Here is a 16,325-nt window from a genome sequence, read left to right as displayed (position 1 = left end):
TGGAAAAGGTGGAGCTCCTGTGCCAGTCGGAGATGAGCAACGATATCGCCAGGGATACGGCTCGAAAGCGCCATAAAACCCGAAAAAATAAAGGAGCCACTCAATAGGCCGCGTAGGGCAGGCCAACCGTCCACCCGCCGTCCCAGACGGCGTCCCAAACCTCAATGACAGAGGAAAATCTGGATATGCGTCAGGGATTTTGTGACATCTCGAAGAAGTTCTTGCTCGCGGCGATGCTGTTCTCTTCCATGACGATGGTACTTGTTCCGCAGGCGGCGGAGGCGGCGTGTCGAGGCGCCTGGGCGGAAGGAACGGCTTACAGCGCGGGAGATGTCGTCACCTACGGTGGCGCGACCTATACGGCCCTCGTCACGCATACCCCTTGCGCGGGTTGCGGCTGGGATCCCGTCGCTGCGCCGTCGCTGTGGTCGACGGGCGGTAACTGCGATGGCGGAGGCAATGGTAACGGAGGCGGCGGTGGCGGTGGCGCCAGCCCGGGGGTGGGCGGGGTCCTCAGCCCGGGCATGTTCTACAACATGTTCCCCGACCGGAACCTGTTCTACTCGTTCGAGTCATTTTTCGCCGCGGCGTCGACCTTCCCCACGTTCGCCACCACGGGCGACATCGACACCCGCAAGCGCGAGGTGGCGGCCTTCCTCGCCAACGTCGCGCACGAGACCGGCCACCTCGTGTACGTCGAGGAGATCAACAAGAGCGTCATGTGCGACACCAGCTGGGGCCCCCCGGGCTGCGGCTGTGCGCCGGGCAAGTGGTACTACGGACGGGGTCCTCTCCAGCTCTCGTGGAACGGCAACTACTGCGCCGCTGGCAACGCGCTCGGGTTGGATCTCATGAACGACCCGGACCTGCTCTCGCGGGATGCGGTCGCTGCCTGGCGAAGCGCCCTCTGGTTCTGGATGACGCAGACGGGCGCGGGCTCCAGGACGGGACACGACGCCATCGTCAGCGGAGCCGGCTTCGGTGAGACCATCCGCACCATCAACGGGGCCCTGGAATGCAACGGCCGCAACCCCGCCCAGGTGCAGAGCCGCGTGAACAACTACCTGAAGTTCACGAGCATGCTCGGCGTGAGCCCCGGCGCCAACACCGGCTGCTGAGGAAGAGAATCGAGGCCCGTGAGCTCCACCCGTGACATCACATGCTCCAGCGCCCTGGTGTGCAGGAGCAGGTGGGTGAAGCGCTCGGCCAGACCCGGCGTGGACCGCAACAACGGCTCCACGCCTTCCGGGGGGAGCCCAGCGGCCTCGGCGAGGAGGGCCCCCAGCTTCTCCACATCCTCTGCATCCGGCTGGAGGCCATCCCTGACGCAGATGGCACGCAGCGCCACCGCCACGCGCAGCCGCAACTCGGCGTCGCGCCGTGTCAGCGGATCCTGGCTCCAGCCCCGCCACGCCTCCTCCATTTCCTCCAGGGTGAAGTTCTTGCTCGCGAGCACGGGCTGCTCCAGCTCCAACCACCGCAGGCGGATCTCCTCGTCCACCAGGCGCTCCGGTATGTCGACCTCCGTCCGCTCGACCAGGGCATCGAGCACGCGTTCCTGGAGCGCGAGCCATGCCTCCTCCTCACGCTCATCGGCGAGCGCCTCGGCGATGTGCCGCATGGCTTCCTCGAGCGTGGCCCCCAACCCGAGCCGGGGCAGCAGCTCGGGTGACTCGAAGTCCAGGGGCTGCAACTCGTACGCGGCCTTCACATCGACGAGGAATCGCGCGGTCGCACCCCGCAGAGCCGCCACGCCATACGTGTCCGGAAGCTGAAGCTCCACGGCCATGGACAGGCCCACCCGAGCGCCCACCAGGCCCTCGAAGAAACCCGGCAGGAGCGGATCCTCCGCGACCAGCACCCGCCAGTCGACGCGCACGGAGAAGGGAATGAGCGCGCCGTGGGCGTAGCCGATGACGTCCAGCAGGACTTCATCCCCCAGCGCGACCCTTTCATCCGGCGCGCGCTCCCGACGAGGGGCGCGCTCGTGAAAGAGGGCCTCCAGGCGCTCCAGGAGATCCTCCCTGGTCACCGGCGCGGGAGGAATCGCCGCCACGCGGAGTCCTTCCAGGGAAGGCGCCGGGACGTCGGGGAGCGTCACGGCGGCGGGTCCCTCGAGGGCCCTCATTCCTGGCGCACGCTTCAGCAACATCCGCCCCTGCAGCTCCCCCAGGGACCGGCCCGTGTCTCCGCGATCGTCTTCCGGCATCGTTGGCATGCTCCACCTTCCTGGTTTCACGTCGTCTGGGAGGGACCCCCTCAATCGAAGGGGTTCAACCAGCCCCCCACCTTCTTCGCACCGGACTTCAGGCCCGAGCCCACCTTCTCGAGGGCCTTCTCACCCATGTCGGAGCCCGCGAGGCTGGAGAGGGTGGAGATGACGGCGCCGCCCTGGCTCAGGCCCGGGATGTTCGTGGCGGCGAGGACCGAGCCCGCGGCGGTGATGGCGGCGGTCGTCTTCTTCAACCCGGAGGCATCGCTGAACAGTGTGGCGCCGGCCGTCGCCACGTCCGCCGCGGCGATCCCGGCGTTCAAGCCCGGAACGAAGCGGCCTCCCGTGCGCATCGCCAGGCCCGCGGGCCCACGGCCCTTGAGGACGGCCTGGGTCGTATTCTGAACGTCCTTGGCCACCGATTTGGCCAGCTTCCGCGAGTCGGGGGCATTGCTCCCGAGATTCCGCTCCGCGAGCCGCTCCATGGTGCGGATGTCCCCCCTGCCCTGCGGCTTGCGCACGCGGGAGAGGAGATCCCGGGTCTTGGAACCCAGATCCGTGCCCGTGGGCCGGTTCCAGGGAGCGATGGCCTGCTTCGTCATGTCATCCGCCAGCCTGGCCGCCTGAGAACGGAGCCGGGCCGCGGCGGGACCAAAACCGGCGCGAGCCGCGCGCTCGTCGATGGCGGCCCTGGCGGCGGTCCGCACGTTGAAGGCCTCGGCGCGCAACGCACGGAGGTCCCCGAAGCCCTTGGCGCCATTCATGGCCACGGAGGCGGCGCTCGTGGTGGACGCGATCGCCGTGGAGACGTCCCCCTTGCCCCGCACGACATCGCGCCAGTCCTTGGCGGCCGAGGCCACCGCGAACGGCAACTGGGCAGCGCCCAGGACGCCCGCGCCACCCGCCATCCCCCGCGTGGCGGGGGTGTTTCGCGCCGTGACGGTTTGCATCTTGGGGTCCGATCCGCCGAACTCCAGCGGGCCGAAGGACTTCCTTGCCCCACGCACGTCCCGGGCGTTGAACATCATGGCGACGTCCGCCGGGAGTTTCACCGTATTGCCCCAGCGGCCGACCTGCTCGTTGATGTCGGCCATCCCGTCCAGGGTGTCATTCTTGGCCTCGGGCTTCCTGGCCTCTGGCTTCCTGGCCTCGGCCTTGGGCGGGTCCCTGCGCGCCAGGTCCGCTGCTGGACGGCTGGGTTTGGGCTCGGGCTTCTTGGGACGAAACGTGGTGCCGCGTTCGACAGGCCGCATGATGGGACTCATGGGTGAGAGCTCCAGGGGGCAGAGCTCGCGACATGCGAAGCTCAATCCGGAGACACGCGCCGAAGCCAGGTGGCGCACACGGTGCCGGAGATTTTCGCGGACACTCCCGTAAGCCCTCGAACTTCCGAGCCTTTCCCTCCTTGATGGGAGCGCTGTCCCTCAGGGGTTCAGCGACTTGTCGGCCCGGAGCCGGTCGACCGCGAAGTCGACGAAGGCGCGCACCCGCGCATTGGCACGCCGTCCCTCGGGGTACACGACGTGGATGGGAATCGGCGGAGGTTCGAAGTCCTCGAGCAGAATCTGGAGCTGCCCCGCGCGCAGCTCCGGGGCGATTTGATAGGAGAGCACCCGCGTCAACCCCCGCCCGGCCACCGCCGCGGCGATGGCGACCTCCGAGGTGTTGACGATCAGCTTCGTGGGAGGACTGACCGTCTGCCCCCTGGCTCCCGACGCGAACGACCAGGCCGGCTCGGCGGTGCTGGACGAGAACATGTAGACCTCGAAGCGCGAGAGCTCGGCCGGGGTCCGGGGAATCCCGTGCTCGGCCAGATACCGGGGCGACGCACAGACGACCCGCCGCACCGAGCCCACCCGCACCGCGCTCAACGACGAGTCCCCCAGGTGGGCGATCCGGATGGCGACATCGAGCCCCTCTTCCACGAGGTCGACGACGCGATCCACGAGCAGCATTCGCGCCATGACGTGCGGATGCCGGGCCAGGAAGTCGAGAAGGATGGGCGCGACGAACATCCGCCCGAACATCATGGAGGCCGTCACCCGGAGCTGCCCTCGCGGCTCGGTATGAGCGCCCGCCGCCGAGGCCTCGGCCTCCTCGAGCTCTCCGAGGATGCGCTTGCAGTCGGCGAGGAACCGCGTGCCCGCCTCCGTCAGGCGCACGATGCGCGTCGTGCGATGAAGGAGCCGGGTGCCAATGCGTTCCTCGAGCGCCGCGATGGCCCGGGTCACCGCGGGCGGAGACATCGCCAGACGCCGGGCCGCGGGCGCGAAGCCCGCTTCTTCCGCCACCGCGACGAACACGCGCAGGGTCTCGAGACGATCCACGTGATCATTCCGCGGCGTGGAATGGTCCATTGTCAAGAACGCTCATTCCGCTTCCGGGAGGTAACGCGCATCTTCTCACCCGAAAGCGAGGCCCAACGTTCATGACCCCTTCCCTCCGACCCATCCGTCTTCATCGCCATGCCCTGTCCGGTCATTCGCACCGCGTCGAGCTGTTCCTGTCCCTGCTGAAGCTCCCGGTCGAGCGCGTCGACGTCGACCTCGCCAGCGGTGAGCAGAAGTCCCCTGAATTCCTGGCCAGGAATCCGTTCGGCCAGGTACCGGTGCTCGAGGACGGCGAGGTGACGCTGGCCGACAGCAACGCCATCCTCGTCTACCTCGCGACGCGGTATGACCCGTCGGGGCGTTGGCTTCCGCGCGAGCCGGTCGCGGCGGCACGGGTGCAGCAGTGGCTCTCGATCGCGGCGGGGCCGCTCGCCTCGGGTCCCGCGGCGGCGCGCCTGGTCGCCGTGTTCGGCACGAAGCTCGACGCCGAGCGCGCGAAGGCCATCGCCACCCAGCTCTACTCGGTGCTCGACCTGTATCTGGCCACCCGGAGCTTCCTCGTCGGGGAGGAGCCAACCCTCGCCGACGTGGCGCTCTACTCGTATACCGCCCACGCTCCAGAGGGCGGCGTGTCGCTCAAGCCCTACGGCAACATCCGGGCGTGGCTCGCGCGCATCGAGGCGTTGCCCGGCTTCGTGCCGATGCAGCGGACACGAACCGCGTTCGCGGCCTGAGCCACCACGGGAGACCATGCCATGCCACCGGATGCTCCGAGATCTCCCGGTGTACCCCCACCGGGATGGCCCCTCGAACGGTCACCCTTCCACGCGGGTGAGCAGGCCGTGCAGGAACGGATCGGGATGCGCGAGCGCCTCGAGCAGACGGGGCGCAGGGTCATCCGCCCGTTCATGCCGGACCAACACCGCGAGCTGTTCCGCGAGCTCCCCTTCCTGCTCGTCGGCAGTCTGGATGACGAGCGACGTCCCTGGGCATCCATCCTCGTGGGACGACCGGGCTTCGTGAGCTCGCCGGATCCCAGGACGCTCGTGGTCTCCGCCCGCCCTGGCTTCGGAGATGCCCTGGGCCGGAATCTCGTCCCGGGAGCGCCCCTCGGCCTTCTCGGCATCCAGCTCGAGACCCGCCGCCGCAACCGGATGAATGGGACGGTGGTGGAGCTCGACGAGGACCGGTTCACCGTCCGGGTCGAGCAGAGCTTCGGCAACTGCCCGAAGTACATCCAGGCCCGGGAGCCTGTCTTCGTGGCCGAGCCCACGCGCGTCACCGAGCCTCGGCCGGTGCGGCAGGAGGGCCCGTTGCTATCGGAAACCAGTACCGGGCTCATCGCGCACGCGGACACGTTCTTCATCGCGACGGCGTCCCCGGCCGCCCGCGGGGGTGAGCCAGTCGAAGGCGTCGACATCTCGCATCGCGGAGGCAAGCCCGGCTTCGTGCGAGTGACGGAGGAGGCGGGCCGCACCGTCCTGACGGCCCCGGACTTCAGCGGCAACCGTCATTTCAACACGCTGGGCAATCTGGTCCTCCACCCGCGCGCGGGCCTGCTGTTCGTCGACTTCACCTCGGGCGGGCTCCTCTCCCTGACGGGGGAGACGGAGATCGTCTGGGAGGGGCCCGAGGTCGAGGCCTTCCTGGGGGCGGAGCGGCTCGTGCGCTTCCGTGTCACGGAAGGCACGTGGATCGACAATGGCGTGCCGCTCCGATGGTCCGCGCCACGGCCCGCGCCACAGCTCGATACGACCGGCTGACGGAAGAAGGCCGCGGCCCTCATTCTCCGGCCTTCGCCGCCCGTTTCCCCGGAGCCACCTCCTCGGTGCGCAGGAGCAGTGCGGCTTCGGCCTTCGGCAGGATGCGCAGCTGGAATTGCCGCTGGTTCCCGTCGTCGCGAGAGAAGACTCCCCGGTCCGTCACCAGCAGGAGCGCCGTGGGAGCCACGTAACGTGCCGGTGAGCGGAAGCAAACCACTTTCATTCCCGCCTGGGTGTCATGGTTGAGTCATGCGGGTTCCCTATTCGAGTCACGGTCCCAACCGCACCGTCCTCCAGGTCCTCAGGCACCGAACCAGCCCTTCTGGCGAGCCTCTTCGAGCCGGACTTCCAGATAGTCCCACAAGGCCGGACAGCCCGCATTGATCGGCGGAGCGATACGGCGAACCACGCGCTCATGACTGACGCCATTCTCGCGCCAGCTTTGACCCTCGTTGGCCAGGTTCAGCAATACCGGCATGGCCCGGTCCACGGCATGGGCGAAACGGGCCTCCGGCGTATCTCCCTGCTCGAACTCGCGCCATAGCGCCAGGAAAGCCGCGCCTTGCGGTTCCGGCAGCATCCCGAAGATCCGCGTGACCGCCGCCAGCTCGGCCGCCTTGCGCTCCTCCCAACCCCCCTCGGCGTACACCAGGGTGTCCCCGGTATCGATCTCGCCAATGTCGTGAACCAACAGCATGCCGACCACCCGGTTGATATCAATGGCGGTCCCCGCATGGTGCGCCAGCGAGGTGGCCATCAGCGCGATCTGCCAACTGTGCTCCGCGGAGTTCTCATAGCGCTCGAGGCCCAGCGGGCGGGTTTTGCGTGTCACTCCCTTGAGCTTGTCCAGCTCCAGAATGAACTCGATGATCCGTCGCATGCCGCCGTCGTGAGAATCGACCCGCTTTTCATCCACCGTCGTGCCTCCAGGAGCCATCTGGGCGGCCCACTCTACTATCCCCACGACGGGCGACATCCCCAGCAACGCCCCACCCCGTGACGGCAGCGTCACGGTGGACATGAACGACCTGGAGTACGCCCCCTGGCCGGCCGCTGGGCGGCCCACCGGCTCCAGCGGCGCGGAGCCACGGGGGTTGTCGGCCTGGAGGGGAGGCGGGCAACCCCCCGTGGTGCGTTCGCACTCCTTCATCCCGCCCGGTCCGTCACATCCCCGCCCCATCCTCTCTACCGCTGAAGCAGGAGGCAGAACCTCGAGGACCGGTCTTCGTCGCCGACACACCGAAGGTTCGGAATGCGCTCCAAGAGCCGGGGAGGACACCCGTTGGACCCGGCCGGGCGGTCAGGATGCCGTGCCCGGAAAATGTCCATCGTGGGAAGTAGCAATACGGAGCGGACTTGATTGTCAAATCAACCGCCCATCCACCCTCGACAAAATCTAGCAATGTCGTGGAAATCACATTTCCATGGTTTTTCCAGTTCTTGACATGTTATGACGCAACGGGCAGTAACCGCATTCGAAGAGACGAGAGAGTCGAAATGGGGCCGCAATCCGAACCACAGCACACGAGATAGACAACTTGCCGGTCCTCGTGGAGGAAGGAACTGTTTCCATCCGGGTGAGCCTCGTGGAGAGGATGTTCTCTCCATGAGAGGCAGAGAACGTCCTCGAACAGCATGAGACACGAGGAAGCGCGTGGGGCCCGTCGTGAGTTGGACGGCCTGACGTCACGTGCGCCTCGTCGGGCATGACTTCGTGGCTCTCCGCGAATGCATTCAGCGACACCTGCGTGAAACTCGAGCGCCACGAATATGTACATTGACGACATACTCTCTTTTTGAGAGTGGATAAGAAACTAATTCAGACGAATTTCGCGGCGAGAAGTAATGGAAATCGCGCCGCCTGATTCTTTGCGCCCGGACATCTGGTGTCCGAGCTTCGCTCCAAGGGTATTGGGCCGCGCAGTGGGCTGTCCGTGCTCGACCCTTGGCCCAGAGGAACCCCGAATGAAGAGTCATTCTCTTGCCTTGAAGGAAGACGTCTTGGCGAACACGCATGCCGTGACTGTCAACAGCGAACCCGATTCGCGAATCAACACCATCTGCTTGATCGCGCCGGAAGAGAAGAACCTGGTCACGAGGAAGTTCAACGAAACGAAACGGGAATTTCCCACGGACAAGTGCCTCCCGGATTTACTCTGGGAACAGGCGCGGGCGCGGCCCGAGAGCGTGGCGGTTGTCCATGAGGACGAAATCCTCACCTACCGCGCACTCGCGGAGCGGAGCTCGGAACTCGCGGTCTATCTGCAACATCTCGGTGTAGCACTTGATGACTGCGTCGGGATGTTCGTCGAGCCATCGATCGACTTGATGGTGGGCGCTTGGGGAATCCTGTCCTCCGGCGGCGCCTATCTGCCGCTGTCTCCAGAGTATCCCGAGGAACGACTGCGCTACATGATCGAGGACAGTCGTACGAAGGTCATCTTCTCCCAGGAGGGACTCGAGACGCGGCTGGCGGAGCTGGCGCCGAGGGGAACCCGGATCGTCACCCTGAACGATGCGGCGGAGTTCGCCCGCGCCCACACGAAGCTCGGCAAACGCGAGCCCGACACCGGCCCGCGCCCGAACAATCTGGCGTACATCATCTACACCTCCGGCAGCACGGGCAAGCCGAAGGGGGTGATGATCGAGCATCGCAGCATCGTCAACCAGATGCACTGGATGAAGACCGTCTACAAGCTGAATGGAGAGAAGGTCGTCCTCCAGAAGACCCCCATGAGCTTCGACGCGGCCCAATGGGAGATCCTGTCTCCCAGCTGCGGCAGCAGGGTCATCATGGGAGGCCCCGGCGTGTACCGGGACCCCGGCAGGCTGATCGAGACCATCTGCCGGAACGAGGTGACCACGCTGCAGTGCGTTCCGACCTTGCTGCAGGCCCTTCTGGACACCGAGGAGCTGCACCGGTGCGAGTCGCTCACGCAGATCTTCAGCGGAGGGGAAGCCCTTTCCAGGAACCTCGCGCTCCAATGCCTCGAGGCGATGCCGAGGTGCGAGCTGGTCAATCTCTACGGCCCGACCGAGTGCACCATCAACTCGTCCGCCTTCACCGTCGACCGGACGACCGTCAAGAACGGTCCGAATACGATCTCGATCGGTATGCCCGTGCACAACACGCAGTACTACATTCTCGACCAGCACCGGGCGCCGGTGGCCGTGGGTGAGATTGGAGAACTGTTCATCGGTGGAGTCCAGCTCGCGCGAGGCTACCTGCACCGGCCGGACCTGACCGCGGACAGGTTCATCGACAACCCGTTCAGCACGGACCCTCGGCATACCCGGCTGTACAAGACCGGCGACCTGGCATTCTGGAACGCCGATGGCTCCGTCCAATTCGCCGGCCGCGCGGACAACCAGGTGAAGCTGCGGGGCTACCGCGTCGAGCTGGATGAGATCCGGGTGGCCATCGAGACCCACGACTGGGTCAAGAACGCGGCGGTCATCGTCAAGAACGATCCCCGCACCGGCTTCCAGAACCTGCTCTCCTTCATCGAGCTGAACCCGAAGGAAGCCGCGCTGATGGATCAGGGCAACCATGGCGCCCACCACCAGTCGAAGCAGAGCAAGCTCCAGGTCAAGGCGCAGTTGGCGAACATGGGGTGCCGGGACAGCGCGGAGCTCATCGGCAAGAAGGTGGTCGACCTCCCCGGGAAGACGCCCACCCAGGAGCAGCGGCGCCTGGTGTTCGCGCGCAAGACGTACCGGTTCTTCGAGGGCGGAGACATCAAGAAGGAGGACATCCTGCGGCTGCTCGGAGAGCAGGTCACGGGCACGTCCTCCCGAGGCCTGGAGGCACTGAGCTTCGCCGACCTCGGAGAGCTCCTGCGCTACTTCGGGCAGTATCTCAGTGAAGAGCGGCTGCTGCCGAAGTACGGCTATGCGTCGCCAGGGGCGCTGTGCGCGACGCAGATGTACTTCGAGCTGAACCAGATCGGGGGTCTGAAGCCGGGGTACTACTATTACCACCCCGTGCACCATCAGTTGATCCTGATCCGGGAGAAGGCCGGACGGGCCACGGCGCAGGTCAAGCTCCACTTCATGGGGAAGAAGCGGGCGATCCAACCCGTCTACAAGAACAACATCCAGGAGGTCCTCGAGATCGAAGCCGGCCACATGGTCGGTCTGTTCGAGAAGGTCCTCCCCCGTTACGGGCTGGGCATCAGGGAGCTCGAGTACACGCCCAGCACGAGGGACAACCTGGAGTGCGCCGATGAGGACTACTACCTCGGTACGTTCGAGCTCGTCCCGTATGCGCATGCGGGGGCGCGGCCGGACGACTCGCTCGAGCTCTACGTCCAGGCCCACCCTGGAAGGATCGCCGACCTGCCGGCGGGCCAGTACCAATACAAGGATGGCGGTCTGGAGAAGATCTCCGACGAGCTCGTCCTGAAGAAGCATGTGATCGCCATCAACCAGCGGGTCTACGAGAACGCGAGCTTTGGAATCACGGTGATCAGCAAGGCCCGCAAGGACTGGATGCGATACGTCGAGCTCGGCAGGAAGCTCCAGCACCTGCAGATGAACGATCTCCAGTTCGGGTTCATGTCCTCGGGGTATAGCTCCAAGTCCGGCAACGATCTGCCGTCGGCCAAGAGGATGGAGAACATCCTGAAGGCCTGCGGCCGGGAAGCAGGGCCTTCCTACTTCTTCGTCGGTGGCCGCGTCAGCCAGGAGCAGATGCTCAGCGAGGGCATGAAGGAAGACTCCGTCCACATGAAGGGGCCCGCGGAGCTGATCAAGGATGACCTGGTCAACTTCCTGCCCGACTACATGGTGCCCAACAGGGTCATCATCCTGGACAAGATGCCCCTCACCGCCAACGGGAAGATCGATTTCAAGGCGCTGGAGAAGACGAATGTGGAGCTCGTTGAGCGGCCGTTCGTCGCGCCGCGGACGGCGGTCGAGGAGCGGATCAGCGTCCTCTGGAAGAAGGAGATGAAGCGGGACAGCGTCTCCGTGCAGGACGACTTCTTCGAGTCCGGGGGCAACTCACTCATCGCGGTCGCACTCATCAACAAGCTCAACAAGGAGTTCCGGACCTCGCTCCCACTGCAGGTCGTCTTCGAGTGCCCGACCATCGAGAAACTCGCGCTCAAAATCGAAGGTGGAAACGCCGACCCCTCCTCGCGTCTGGTGCGGCTGCAGGCCGAGGGCACCAGGAAGCCCATCTATTGCTGGCCCGGCCTCGGCGGCTACACCATGAACCTGCGGTTGCTCGCCAACAAGATGGGAACGGAGCGGCCCTTCTATGGCGTGCAGGCGCACGGCATCAACAAGGACGAGACGCCCTACCCCACCATCAAGGAGATGGCCGCGGAGGACATCAAGCTCATCAAGCGGCTTCAGCCGGTGGGGCCCTACACGCTCTGGGGGTACTCCTTTGGCGCGCGGGTGGCCTTCGAAAGCGCCTATCAACTCGAGCAATCCGGCGAGCGTGTGGAGCACCTGTTCCTAATTGCCCCGGGGATGCCGAAGGTCCGGGCACAGGACGAGTCGCTCCACGGCAGCGCGCCGACCTATGAGAACAAGGCCTATGTGACGATCCTCTACTCGGTGTTCGCGGGGAGCATCACCGGCCCCGCCCTGGACGAGTGCTTGAAGGTCGCCAAGGACGAGGAGAGCTTCGCTTCCTTCATCAGTGGAAGATTCGAGAATCTCGACCCGGACCTGGTGAAGAGGATCATCAAGATCGTGGCGCAGACCTATGCGTTCAAGTATGAGTTCCGCGAGCTGGCGGAGCGGAAGATCAATGCTCCGATCACGATCTTCAAGGCCCACGGGGACGATTACTCGTTCATCGAGAACAGCAGTGGGTACTCGGCGAAAGCTCCGGCTGTCATGGACCTCGAAGCCGATCACTACGGCCTGCTCAAGGAGCCGAGCATCGGAGAGCTCCTGAAGATGATTCGCTACCGTCTTCGGGCCGAGGGGTAGTAAACCAGCAACAACGAAGGAGAGCAGCGTGCCGCACATCAACATCAAGTACTTTCCTGTGCCGCTCAGCGAGCAGAAACAGTCCGAGCTGGTCGCGGCGGTCACCCAGGCAGTGAAGAGCGCGTTCGGATGCGACGAGGGGGTCATTTCGATCGCCCTCGAGCCCGTGGAGAAGGAAGCCTGGAATGAGCGGGTCTACGTTCCGGAGATCGTGAACCGCAAGGACCTGCTGCGCAAAACACCCAACTACTGAACCCTGATTCGAAACGAGAAATGACGATGCGCCGCAATTCCCATGGAAACGTCCCGCTGGTGTTCAGCGAGGAGGTTTCGGACGCCCTCAGCGCCGGTCAGCCCGTGGTTGCGCTGGAGTCGAATGTCATCACCCACGGCTTGTCGTATCCGGAGAACGCGGCCACCGCCCGCAAGGTGGAAGCCGCCGTCAGGGCCGGAGGTGCGGTTCCCGCGACGATCGGTATCGCGGATGGCCGCATCCTGATTGGAATGACGGACGCGGACATCGAGCGTTTCGCGTCGACGCCGGGTATCCCGAAGGTCAGCAGCCGGGACATGCCTGTCGTCCTGGCGGGAGGGGGGATGGGCGCGACGACCGTTGCCTCCTCCCTCGTCGTGGCGGACCTGGCGAACATCCCCTTCTTCGCTTCGGCCGGCATCGGCGGAGTGCATCGCGGTGCGGAGCGGACCATGGATATCTCCTCGGATCTGATCCAGTTCACCCGCTCGAAGGTCGCGGTCGTCTGCGCGGGAGCGAAGAGCATCCTCGATCTGGGCCTGACCATGGAGTTCCTCGAGACGCATTGCGTGCCGTTGATCTCCTACGGCTCCGACGACTTCCCCGCGTTCTACTGTATCTCCAGCGGCATCCGCAGCCCGCACCGGCTGGATGATGAAGCGATGATCGCCCGCGCCATCGAATGGCACTGGGCGCTGGGCAACCACAGCTCGATCCTGATCACCACTCCCATCCGGAAGGAAGACGCCATCGACAGCCGGGAAGTCGATGCGGTGATCTCGAAGGCGATGCTCACCGCGGAGAAGGATGGCGTCAGGGGAAACGCCATCACGAAGTACCTGATGCGCGCCGTGGACAAGGCCACCGAGGGAAGATCCGCCAAGGCCAACATGTCGGTCCTCATCAGCACGGCGGAACTGGCGGGCCGTCTCGCGGTGGCGCACGCGCGGCACCGCCGGGAAACCCCGTCTCAATAGAACCTCACATCCCGAGAGACCGCGATGATAGACGCCGTTATTTTTGATCTGGATGGAACATTGGTGGATACACCCCGAGCGATCGTCGAGACGTTCACGGCGGCTTTCGCGTCCATGGGTATCCAGGGCCAGGACCCCTCGGCCATCCGGGCGACCATCGGGCTTCCGCTCGAGCGGGCGTTCAGCAAGCTCCTGGGCGTTCCGCTGGATGACGGCCTGGTGGCCCAGGGCGTGAAGCAGTATCAGGTCTTCTACAAGGAACTCATCCTGCCCAGGGCGGGACAGTTGATCTTCCCCGGAGTGGCGGACGGATTGGCCACCTTGCACGCGCAGGGGCTTTCCCTGGCCGTGGCAACGAGCAAGTTCTACGCGAGCGCCGACGCCTTGTTGAAGGCGGCGGGGCTTCGTGAGCCGTTCAGCATGGTGGTCGGCGCGGACCAGGTGAAGCAGCCCAAGCCACATCCGGAGATGGGCCAGCTGATCATGCAGAAGCTGGGGGTCCCAGCCGAACGCGCGGTGATGGTCGGAGATACGACCCACGATCTGTCCATGGCCCATGCGGCTGGCATGCGCTCGATCGCGGTGACCTACGGCGTACACAGCCTGCGGGAACTGGAGTCGTCCAGCCCGACCTGGATCGCCCATGGCTTCGATGACGTGCTGAAGTGCGTCCAGGCGGAGAACGGGAGCCGGGGTTCATGAGGGGCCGTTCGACGGACTGGTTGCTGGCGATGGCGGGAGGCGCGCTCCTCGCGTTGATGATCAATTACAACAGCCTCCTGGCGAAGCACACCACACCGGTGTTCGCATCCTGGGTGGCTCACGGCCTGGGAGCGGTAGCGGCTTTCGCCCTCGTCGTCCTGTACTCGAGGCTCTTCCGCTCCCCGGGAAAGGAGATGGAGCCGCAGCGCGCGAAGGTACCTCTCTGGTTCTACCTGGGAGGTATCCCCGGTACGCTCACGGTGATTCTGGCCGCGGTCACGGTGAACAGCGGCTTGTCACTCTCCGGCACCATCGCGCTCATGCTGCTCGGACAGGTGCTCTTCGGGCTCGTGTCTGACTACTTCGGACTGTTTCGCACCCCCAAGCGGCGTATCGTCGCCACGGACTTCCTCGTGGCGCTCTGTATCCTCTCGGGAAGCGCGCTCATCATCTTTGGCAGAGCGTAACCGGTGATCGCCTACATCCTGCTCGCGTTCTTCAATGGTACGGTCATCGGCACGAGCCGCGCGATCAACGGGCGGCTGGGTGCCGAGATCGGCTCCGTCAAGGCCTCTCTCTGGAACCACCTCATCGGCTTCCTGTTCCTCACCCCGGCGCTTCTCCTGCTGGGAGGATGGAAGTTCGAGGTCATCCCCGAGGCACCAGCGTCCGCGTATATCGGCGGATTCTTCGGAGCGCTCTTCGTCGCCGTCAACAGCTACGTGTTTCCCAGACTGGGGGCGATGAACGCCTCCCTTCTGGTGATCAGCGGCCAGATGATTTCCGCTGTCCTGCTCGATTACCGGAACCAGGGCGTGGCCCCCACTGTCACCCGGTGTCTGGGAGTCGTCATCGTGCTGTTCGGCGTCTATCTGACCCGGGCGGCAAAAAACCCTCGCGTCAAGGACAAGTCCCAATGACTGATTCCCAAGTGATCGATGAGCTGCTGAATGACAAGTCCCACCATATCGAGTTCAATGGGCATCTGACCAACCATGTCAAACATGCGGTCGTCGCCCTGGCGGGGCTTGGCGCATCCGCGGAGAAGATCAAGGCGTACTATGACAACTACGCGAAGCTGACGCCCTATGGCTACGGCCTGGAGGCGCCGAGGACCTCGAAGCATACGATTTCGGAGGACAACTGGGAGCGCTTCTTTGGCAAGCGCACCAGCTACTCCTCCTATTGTGAGTTCTTCGACCGGAAGGAAAAGGAGCTGGGCATGGACGAGCTCCTGCGGCGGTATCTCCCAACGCTGCTTCCCGGCTGGGTGGGAGCCTTCACCCATGCCACCATCCACCTGGGATGGGCGCTGGACGTGAACCACCGCTGGATGACGATCGAAGGTTTGGCCTACATGGCCTTCTCGTATGTCTCGTGCCACCCGGAGAGAGCCTCGGTCAAGAGCGACCGCTACCAGGGCGAGCAGGCCGTGGACTCCCTGCTTCGCATCGCGGGCGTCTGGCAGGGTGACCATGAGGCGCTTCATCGCTGGGCCGAGGCGCTGGTCTCCGATACCGCGGCCGGCCTGGCCGGGGGCATCCATCCCGAGCTCGCGCGGTCGGGACTGCAGTACCGGATCGCCCGGATGTCCATGGAAGGGCACCCACTGATCTACGAGCTCCCCGCCTGGCTCGAGGCGCAGGATGTCTCCACCAGCTGGGAGCAGCTGTACTACGTGACGACCCTGATCTACCTGGCCATGCCAGGAAACTTCGTCCTCCTCCACCTGATCACATCGCTGCACGCGATGGAGCAGATCGCCAACCGGCTCCCCGAGGAGCAGCGCAAAGGCGTCGTCAAGAGCTTCTGGATCGGGATGCTTTGCATCATGTTCTCCCGTGCGGACTTCCCGCGGAGGACGAAGCTGGCGGCGCTGCACGCGACGTTCAAGGACGCGGTCGATCCCGTCCAGCACCCGGTGATGCGCCAGGATTGGGAGCAGATCGCGGCTCGGTCGTTCGAGGAGGAAGAGGAGCACAACCCCAAGCTGGTCTATGTACTGAAACGGGTTTGGGAACGAACCGGGGGGCGCTCGATCTACCGCTCCGCGGCCGCGCAATTCACCACCACCCCGGAGCTGCCCAAGTCCTTCGAGGAGCCGCCCACGGAGTAACTCCGAGCATCGAGAGATTCGCC

General features: G+C 65.0%; 15 protein-coding genes. 10 read left to right on the top strand and 5 right to left on the bottom strand.

Annotated features, from left to right (window positions below):
* The first annotated feature begins 185 nt into the window (after positions 1 to 185).
* Positions 186 to 1,118, top strand: coding sequence for a glycoside hydrolase family 19 protein (locus tag JQX13_RS29205; protein ID WP_239013920.1), 933 nt, complete (start codon positions 186 to 188; stop codon positions 1,116 to 1,118).
* On the opposite strand, the gene JQX13_RS29200 is transcribed toward JQX13_RS29205, so the two are convergent.
* The 3 genes from JQX13_RS29200 to JQX13_RS29190 form a co-directional block, all read right to left on the bottom strand.
* Complete coding sequence (locus tag JQX13_RS29200) at positions 1,061 to 2,218, bottom strand: peptidylprolyl isomerase (protein WP_203402762.1); 1,158 nt, start codon at positions 2,216 to 2,218, stop codon at positions 1,061 to 1,063. The genes JQX13_RS29205 and JQX13_RS29200 overlap by 58 nt on opposite strands.
* A gap of 41 nt (positions 2,219 to 2,259) precedes the next feature.
* Positions 2,260 to 3,477 carry a hypothetical protein gene (locus JQX13_RS29195; protein ID WP_203402761.1) on the bottom strand — a complete coding sequence of 406 codons (1,218 nt, stop codon included), beginning with the start codon at positions 3,475 to 3,477 and terminating at the stop codon, positions 2,260 to 2,262.
* A 159-nt stretch (positions 3,478 to 3,636) separates the two neighbouring features.
* Complete coding sequence (locus JQX13_RS29190; RefSeq protein ID WP_239013919.1) at positions 3,637 to 4,539, bottom strand: LysR family transcriptional regulator; 903 nt, start codon at positions 4,537 to 4,539, stop codon at positions 3,637 to 3,639.
* Positions 4,540 to 4,640: 101 nt separating this feature from the next.
* Between JQX13_RS29190 and JQX13_RS29185 the strand changes: the two genes are divergently transcribed.
* Both JQX13_RS29185 and JQX13_RS29180 read left to right on the top strand, forming a co-directional pair.
* Positions 4,641 to 5,276, top strand: coding sequence for a glutathione S-transferase family protein (locus tag JQX13_RS29185; RefSeq protein WP_203402759.1), 636 nt, complete (start codon positions 4,641 to 4,643; stop codon positions 5,274 to 5,276).
* A gap of 126 nt (positions 5,277 to 5,402) precedes the next feature.
* A complete protein-coding gene (locus JQX13_RS29180; protein WP_203402758.1) occupies positions 5,403 to 6,305 on the top strand; it encodes a pyridoxamine 5'-phosphate oxidase family protein in 903 nt (300 codons plus the stop codon).
* A gap of 19 nt (positions 6,306 to 6,324) precedes the next feature.
* Here JQX13_RS29180 and JQX13_RS29175 read toward each other — a convergent pair whose 3' ends face one another.
* Together JQX13_RS29175 and JQX13_RS29170 are read right to left on the bottom strand one after the other, a co-directional pair.
* Positions 6,325 to 6,528 (bottom strand): hypothetical protein, encoded by a 204-nt coding sequence (locus tag JQX13_RS29175; protein WP_203402757.1) that lies wholly within the window; start codon positions 6,526 to 6,528, stop codon positions 6,325 to 6,327.
* Between the two features lie 78 nt (positions 6,529 to 6,606).
* Entirely contained in the window at positions 6,607 to 7,221 is a 615-nt protein-coding gene (locus tag JQX13_RS29170; protein WP_239013918.1) for an HD domain-containing protein, read from the bottom strand.
* 1,049 nt (positions 7,222 to 8,270) lie between these two features.
* Here JQX13_RS29170 and JQX13_RS29165 point away from each other — a divergent pair.
* The 7 genes from JQX13_RS29165 (at position 8,271) to JQX13_RS29135 (ending at position 16,302) form a co-directional block, all read left to right on the top strand.
* A complete protein-coding gene (locus JQX13_RS29165; protein ID WP_203402756.1) occupies positions 8,271 to 12,254 on the top strand; it encodes an amino acid adenylation domain-containing protein in 3,984 nt (1,327 codons plus the stop codon).
* 28 nt (positions 12,255 to 12,282) lie between these two features.
* On the top strand, positions 12,283 to 12,507 hold the full coding sequence (locus JQX13_RS29160; protein ID WP_203402755.1) for a tautomerase family protein: 225 nt from the start codon (positions 12,283 to 12,285) through the stop codon (positions 12,505 to 12,507).
* A gap of 20 nt (positions 12,508 to 12,527) precedes the next feature.
* Positions 12,528 to 13,484 (top strand): pseudouridine-5'-phosphate glycosidase, encoded by a 957-nt coding sequence (locus JQX13_RS29155; RefSeq protein ID WP_203402754.1) that lies wholly within the window; start codon positions 12,528 to 12,530, stop codon positions 13,482 to 13,484.
* Positions 13,485 to 13,547: 63 nt separating this feature from the next.
* Complete coding sequence (locus tag JQX13_RS29150) at positions 13,548 to 14,186, top strand: HAD family hydrolase (protein ID WP_203402753.1); 639 nt, start codon at positions 13,548 to 13,550, stop codon at positions 14,184 to 14,186.
* Positions 14,183 to 14,653, top strand: coding sequence for a DMT family transporter (locus JQX13_RS29145; protein WP_203402752.1), 471 nt, complete (start codon positions 14,183 to 14,185; stop codon positions 14,651 to 14,653). Before JQX13_RS29150 ends, JQX13_RS29145 begins: the two co-directional genes overlap by 4 nt.
* A gap of 3 nt (positions 14,654 to 14,656) precedes the next feature.
* The gene (locus JQX13_RS29140; RefSeq protein ID WP_203402751.1) at positions 14,657 to 15,106 is read left to right on the top strand and encodes a DMT family transporter; all 450 of its coding nucleotides are present in this window, start codon (positions 14,657 to 14,659) and stop codon (positions 15,104 to 15,106) included.
* Positions 15,103 to 16,302, top strand: coding sequence for a questin oxidase family protein (locus JQX13_RS29135; RefSeq protein ID WP_203402750.1), 1,200 nt, complete (start codon positions 15,103 to 15,105; stop codon positions 16,300 to 16,302). Before JQX13_RS29140 ends, JQX13_RS29135 begins: the two co-directional genes overlap by 4 nt.
* Positions 16,303 to 16,325: the final 23 nt, after the last annotated feature.

The organism is Archangium violaceum (genome assembly GCF_016859125.1).
GTDB classification, from domain to species: Bacteria; Myxococcota; Myxococcia; order Myxococcales; family Myxococcaceae; genus Archangium; species Archangium violaceum_A.
The sequence above is the reverse complement of the archived record's forward strand: the minus strand, read 5'-3'. Positions and strand labels throughout refer to the sequence as shown.